Raw genomic sequence first — 5,067 nt, 5'->3', positions numbered from 1 at the left:
TCATGAGCGGCACGAACCAGTTGCCGAAGCCGCCGATCATCGCTGGCATGACCATGAAGAAGACCATGATGAGGCCGTGCGCGGTGATGAGCACGTTCCAGAGGTGCAGCGCCTCGTCGAACGAAGCGGCGCCTGACCAGGCTTCCAGATACTGGACGCCCGGCTCCATCAGCTCCCAGCGCATCAGGCCCGAGATGGTGCCGCCGATGATGCCCGCCATGATCGCGAAGATCAGGTAGAGCGTGCCGATGTCCTTGTGGTTCGTGGACATGAACCAGCGCGCGAAGAAGCCCGGCTTGTGGTCCTCGTGTGCGTGCGCCTCATGGGCGTGATCCGCCTGGAAATGGACGGTATTGGCGGTCGTGTCGGTCATTATTCTGCAACCTCGGAAGGATTGGACGTCGCGGCCTGCTCAATGGTGACGGCCGTGCTGGTGGCGTTCACCAGAATGGGTTCGGGCATATCGGGCATCGTCGTTTCAGACGTTTCGTCGATCGCGTCGGAGGCTGCGACCGGCGTCGGCGCGGCGCCCGGCATCGTGCCGCCCTTGGAGGCGACCCAGGCCGCGAACTGCTGAGGCGCAACGACCTCGACGGCTATCGGCATATAGGCATGGCGCGCGCCGCACAGCTCCGAGCACTGGCCATAATAGACGCCGGGCTTGTCGACCTTGAACCATGTCTCATTGAGGCGGCCGGGGACGGCATCGATCTTGGCCCAGAAAGCAGGAACGGCGAAGGCGTGGATGACGTCGTTCGACGTGACGATCAGCTTCACGGTCGCGCCGGCCGGGACGACCATGCGCTCGTCGACGCCGAGCAGGCGCGGCTCGCCGCGCGCCGCCGCGTCTTCGTCGGACAGCATGTTGGAGACGATCTCGAAATCGCCATGATCGGGGTAGCTATAGGTCCAATACCATTGGTTGCCGGTAACCTTGACGGTGAGGTCGGCGTCCGGCGGCGAATATTGATTCGCCAGCAACCGGATCGAGGGCACGGCGATGATGACGAGGATGATCACCGGAACCAGGGTCCAGATCACCTCGATCAGCGTGTTGTGCGTGGTGCGCGACGGGGTTGGATTGGCGGCGCGCCGGTAACGGATGACCACCCAGGCCATCAGCACCAGGACCAGGATCGAAATGGCCGTGATCACCGGCAGCAGGATGACGTTGTGAAACCAGGCCGCTTCCTCTCCGATCGGCGTGAACTGGTCCTGCAGCATCATGCGGCCGTCGGGCTGGCCGACGCCGGGCTCCGGGACGACCTGGCTCGCATAGGTGCTCGCCGCGACCGTCGCGTCGCTGGGCTCTTCGGGATTGACCGCCGCCTGGTCGGGCGACGCTTCCTCGGGCTGCGCCGGATCGGCCTGGGATTCGGCCACCAGTTCCTGCGCCGGCTGGGCCGGAAGGACATCCTGCGCGAGAGCCGCGGCAGGTGACAGGCCGAACGCAGCGGCGACGGCAATTAGCTTTATCAGAGTCTTCATCTAAACCCCTTGGGCCCGTCCGGGAGGATGGGCATGGATTCGGTCGCGGAATGGGTAAGTTTGGGCGCCTTATAGCAGCGGAAATGCGCGCCTCAAGTGCGGGGAAGTTTTTGAGCAAAGCTTGATGATGAAGCCGCGTCGGCCTATCTGGCCTCGGGCGAAAGCAGCACCGGGGACCAAGCATGAGCGAAGACGAGATTCTGGCGGAATTCCGCGCTGCGGACGCGCTGCTGGAGGGGCATTTCATCCTCTCCTCGGGGCTGCACAGCCCGCGCTACCTGCAATGCGCGCGCGTGCTGGCGGACCCGATGCGCGCCGCCCGGCTCGCCTCCGCACTGGCCGCCTCGATGCCGCGCGACATTCGCGGCGCGATCGAAATGGTCGTCTCGCCGGCCATGGGCGGAATCATCGCGGGCCATGAGATGGGCCGCGCGCTCGGCGTCGAGGCGATCTTCGTCGAGCGGCCGACCGGCACCTTCGAACTGCGCCGCGGCTTCCGCCTGAAGCCGGGCCAGAAGGTACTGCTGATGGAAGATGTCGTCACCACCGGCCTTTCCTCTCGCGAAGCGATCAAGGCGGTCGAGGAAGCCGGCGGCGAGGTGATCGCGGCGGCGGCGCTGGTCGACCGCTCCAACGGCGAGGCGAACCTCGGCGTCCCCTTCTTCCCGCTGGTCCGCATCACCGTGCCGACCTACGAGGCCGGCGCCCTGCCGCGGGACCTCGCCTCAATACCGGCGGAAAAGCCCGGGAGCCGGAAGGCCGCGTGAGCGGGCGCCTGCGCCTGGGGGTCAATGTCGACCATGTGGCGACGATCCGGAATGCGCGCGGCGGCGATCATCCCGATCCGGTGCGGGCGGCCTTTGCGGCGGCCGAGGCGGGCGCGGACGGGATCACCGCCCACCTCCGCGAGGACCGGCGTCACATTACCGACGATGACATCCACCGGCTGATGGAGCATCTCGCCATCCCGCTGAACCTGGAGATGGCGGCGACCAAGGAGATGCTTGAGATCGCGCTCCGGCACCGCCCGCACGCCGCCTGCATCGTCCCCGAGAAGCGCGAGGAGCGCACCACGGAGGGCGGGCTGGACGCCGTGGGGCAGCATAATCATCTCGCGCCCTTCGTCGCGCGCCTCGCCGAAGCGAATATCCGGGTCAGCCTGTTCGTCGAGCCCGATCCGCGGCAGGTGGAAGCGGCGATCCGCCTGAAGGCGCCCGTGGTCGAATTCCACACCGGCCGCTATGCCCATGTCGACAACGAGGCGCAGGCGGAGGAGCTTCGCCGCATCGCCGAGGCGGCCGCGCTCGCCGTCAAGAACGGCATCGAACCTCATGCCGGCCACGGCCTCACTTTCGACAATGTCGCCCCCATCGCCGCCATCCCGCAGCTAGCAGAGCTCAACATCGGCCATTTCCTGGTCGGCGAGGCGATATTCACGGGTTTCGAGGCAAGCGTTGCCAAGATGCGCGCGCTGATGGATGAGGCACGAGGATGATCTCGCCTCTCTCCGTCATCCCGGCGAAGGCCGGGATCTCAGGACAAGAAGTCTCGGCGCGTCTCAACGAGACCCCGGCCTTCGCCGGGGTGACGGCTTGAAGGAGCCGTCATGATCATCGGCATCGGCTCCGACCTGTGCAACATCGAACGGATTCAGAATTCGCTCGACCGCTGGGGCGAGAAGTTCGAGCGGCGGGTGTTCACCGACGTCGAACGCGCCAAGGCCGCGCGCCGTCCGCACACGCGCGCCGGCACCTACGCCAAGCGCTTCGCCGCCAAGGAGGCCTTCTCCAAGGCGGTCGGGACCGGATTCAAGCGCGGCGTGTTCATGAAGGATATAGGCGTCGTCAATAAAGCGTCGGGCGAACCCACGCTGGCGCTCACCGGCGGCGCGAAGCGGAGACTTGACGAGATGACCCCCGACGGCCACGCCGTTTCGATATATCTGACGATGACCGACGATCATCCGTTCGCCCAGGCGTTCGTCATCCTCACCGCCAGTCCCAACCAAGGAGCCCAAGGGTGAGCGCCAGCGACCCCGTCGACGCGATGACCGACACCAGCGCCACAGACGAGAACAAGGCCGCTAAGAGCGGCGGCACCGACTGGTGGAGCGAGATCAAGGCCATATTCTGGCTGATCCTCGCCGTGCTCGCCTTCCACAGCTTCATCGCCAAGCCCTTCTACATCCCGTCGGAATCGATGATGCCGACCTTGCTCAAGGGCGACCGGCTGGTCGTCAGCAAATTCCCCTATGGCTGGTCCTGGGTGTCGCCAAGCTTCCACGTGCTGCCGCCGACGGACGGCCGCCTGTTCGGATCGCTCCCCGAGCGCGGCGACATCGTCATCGTCACGCCGCCGGGACAGACGTCCGACTATATCAAGCGCGTCGTCGGCCTGCCCGGCGACACGATCGAGATGATCGACGGCCACCTCATCATCAACGGCGTTCCGGTAAGGCGCGTGGAGCTGCCGCCGGCGATGATCCAGATCGACGACAATATCCCCTGCTATCCCGACGAATTCGGCGATCATCGCGTCACCGGGCCGGACGGACAGCGATATTGCCGTCTGCCCCTCTACCGCGAGACGCTTCCCAACGGCGTTTCCTACACGACGATCGACATGGGCTATTCCGAAGTCGACGATTTCCCGAAGACGGCGGTTCCCGAGGAGCATGTCTTCCTGATGGGCGACAACCGCGACAAGTCGGCCGACAGCCGGGTCGCCGCCGAACGGCAGGGCCTCGACGGCCCGGTCCCCTATGAGAATATCGGCGGCCGCGCCGAGTTCATCACCTTCTCGCTCGACGGATCGTCGGAATATCTGAACCCGGTCAGCTGGTTCACCGCGCTTCGCGGCGGCCGTGCCGGCGATTCGCTCCACCCGGACGAGGCGGCCACCGCGCAATGACGGACGAGCCCGGTCATCCCCATGTCGAGCAGCCGGGCCCGACGGAGATACACGACCCGTTGATCCGGCAGGAGCTGAAGCGGGCCAGCGTCTGGCTCGGGCTTGCCCTCGCCATCATCGGGATCGCCTTCCTCTCCCAGCCGCTGCTGCTGATCGTCGGCGGGCTGGTCTTCGCATCGATGCTCGACGGCGGCACCCGCCTCCTGGGCCGCGTCCTGCCGATCGGCCGCGGCGGGCGGCTGGCCCTCGTCTCGCTCGCCGCCCTCGCCTTCCTCGCCGGCACGATCGCGCTGGCGGGCATGCAGATCGCCCAGCAGGCCGGAAATTTCCAGGAGGTCATCACCAGCCAGGCGAACCGCGCGCTCGAATGGGCGGCGAGCTTCGGCTTCGTTCCGAGCAGCATCCAGGTCGAGCAGATACTGGAGCAGGTGATGGGGTCGCTCGGGCAGCTCACCTACGCGGTCACCAGCGTCTTCGGCGCCGTCACCAGCCTGTTCCTGATCATCGTCATCGGCCTGTTCGTCGCGGTCGAGCCGCGCCTCTACGAGCGCGGCGTCGGCTGGATGCTGCCGATGCGCAGCCGCGACGGCTTCTATCGCACCATCGATCGCATGGCCTACACCCTGCGCCGCCTGATGGCCGGGCGCCTGCTCGGCATGGCGGTGGAAG

7 protein-coding genes are annotated in these 5,067 nt (G+C 66.3%); 5 read left to right on the top strand and 2 right to left on the bottom strand.

From position 1 onward, the window contains the following. Positions 1-373 (bottom strand): cbb3-type cytochrome c oxidase subunit I (locus VIR62_RS02955; RefSeq protein ID WP_431868563.1); only part of this gene is annotated, 373 nt, incomplete at its 3' end. After that, positions 373-1,488 carry a cytochrome c oxidase subunit II gene (gene coxB / locus VIR62_RS02950; protein WP_431868561.1) on the bottom strand — a complete coding sequence of 372 codons (1,116 nt, stop codon included), beginning with the start codon at positions 1,486-1,488 and terminating at the stop codon, positions 373-375. The genes VIR62_RS02955 and coxB, both read right to left, overlap by 1 nt. Before the next feature lie 182 nt (positions 1,489-1,670). On the opposite strand from coxB, the gene pyrE reads away from it, so the two are divergent. The 5 genes from pyrE to VIR62_RS02925 form a co-directional block, all read left to right on the top strand. After that, a complete protein-coding gene (gene pyrE, locus VIR62_RS02945) occupies positions 1,671-2,255 on the top strand; it encodes an orotate phosphoribosyltransferase (RefSeq protein WP_431868559.1) in 585 nt (194 codons plus the stop codon). Next, positions 2,252-2,983 carry a pyridoxine 5'-phosphate synthase gene (locus VIR62_RS02940; RefSeq protein ID WP_431868558.1) on the top strand — a complete coding sequence of 244 codons (732 nt, stop codon included), beginning with the start codon at positions 2,252-2,254 and terminating at the stop codon, positions 2,981-2,983. Before pyrE ends, VIR62_RS02940 begins: the two co-directional genes overlap by 4 nt. 111 nt (positions 2,984-3,094) lie before the next feature. Further along, positions 3,095-3,511 carry a holo-ACP synthase gene (acpS, locus tag VIR62_RS02935; protein WP_431868556.1) on the top strand — a complete coding sequence of 139 codons (417 nt, stop codon included), beginning with the start codon at positions 3,095-3,097 and terminating at the stop codon, positions 3,509-3,511. A gap of 23 nt (positions 3,512-3,534) precedes the next feature. After that, a complete protein-coding gene (lepB, locus tag VIR62_RS02930) occupies positions 3,535-4,398 on the top strand; it encodes a signal peptidase I (protein WP_431868564.1) in 864 nt (287 codons plus the stop codon). Continuing rightward, the coding region (locus VIR62_RS02925; protein WP_431868554.1) for an AI-2E family transporter at positions 4,395-5,067 on the top strand (673 nt) is incomplete at its 3' end. The genes lepB and VIR62_RS02925, both read left to right, overlap by 4 nt.

Origin of the sequence: Allosphingosinicella sp., from assembly GCF_036570505.1 — a bacterium.
Classification (GTDB): Bacteria; Pseudomonadota; Alphaproteobacteria; order Sphingomonadales; family Sphingomonadaceae; genus Allosphingosinicella.
The sequence above is the reverse complement of the archived record's forward strand: the minus strand, read 5'-3'. Positions and strand labels throughout refer to the sequence as shown.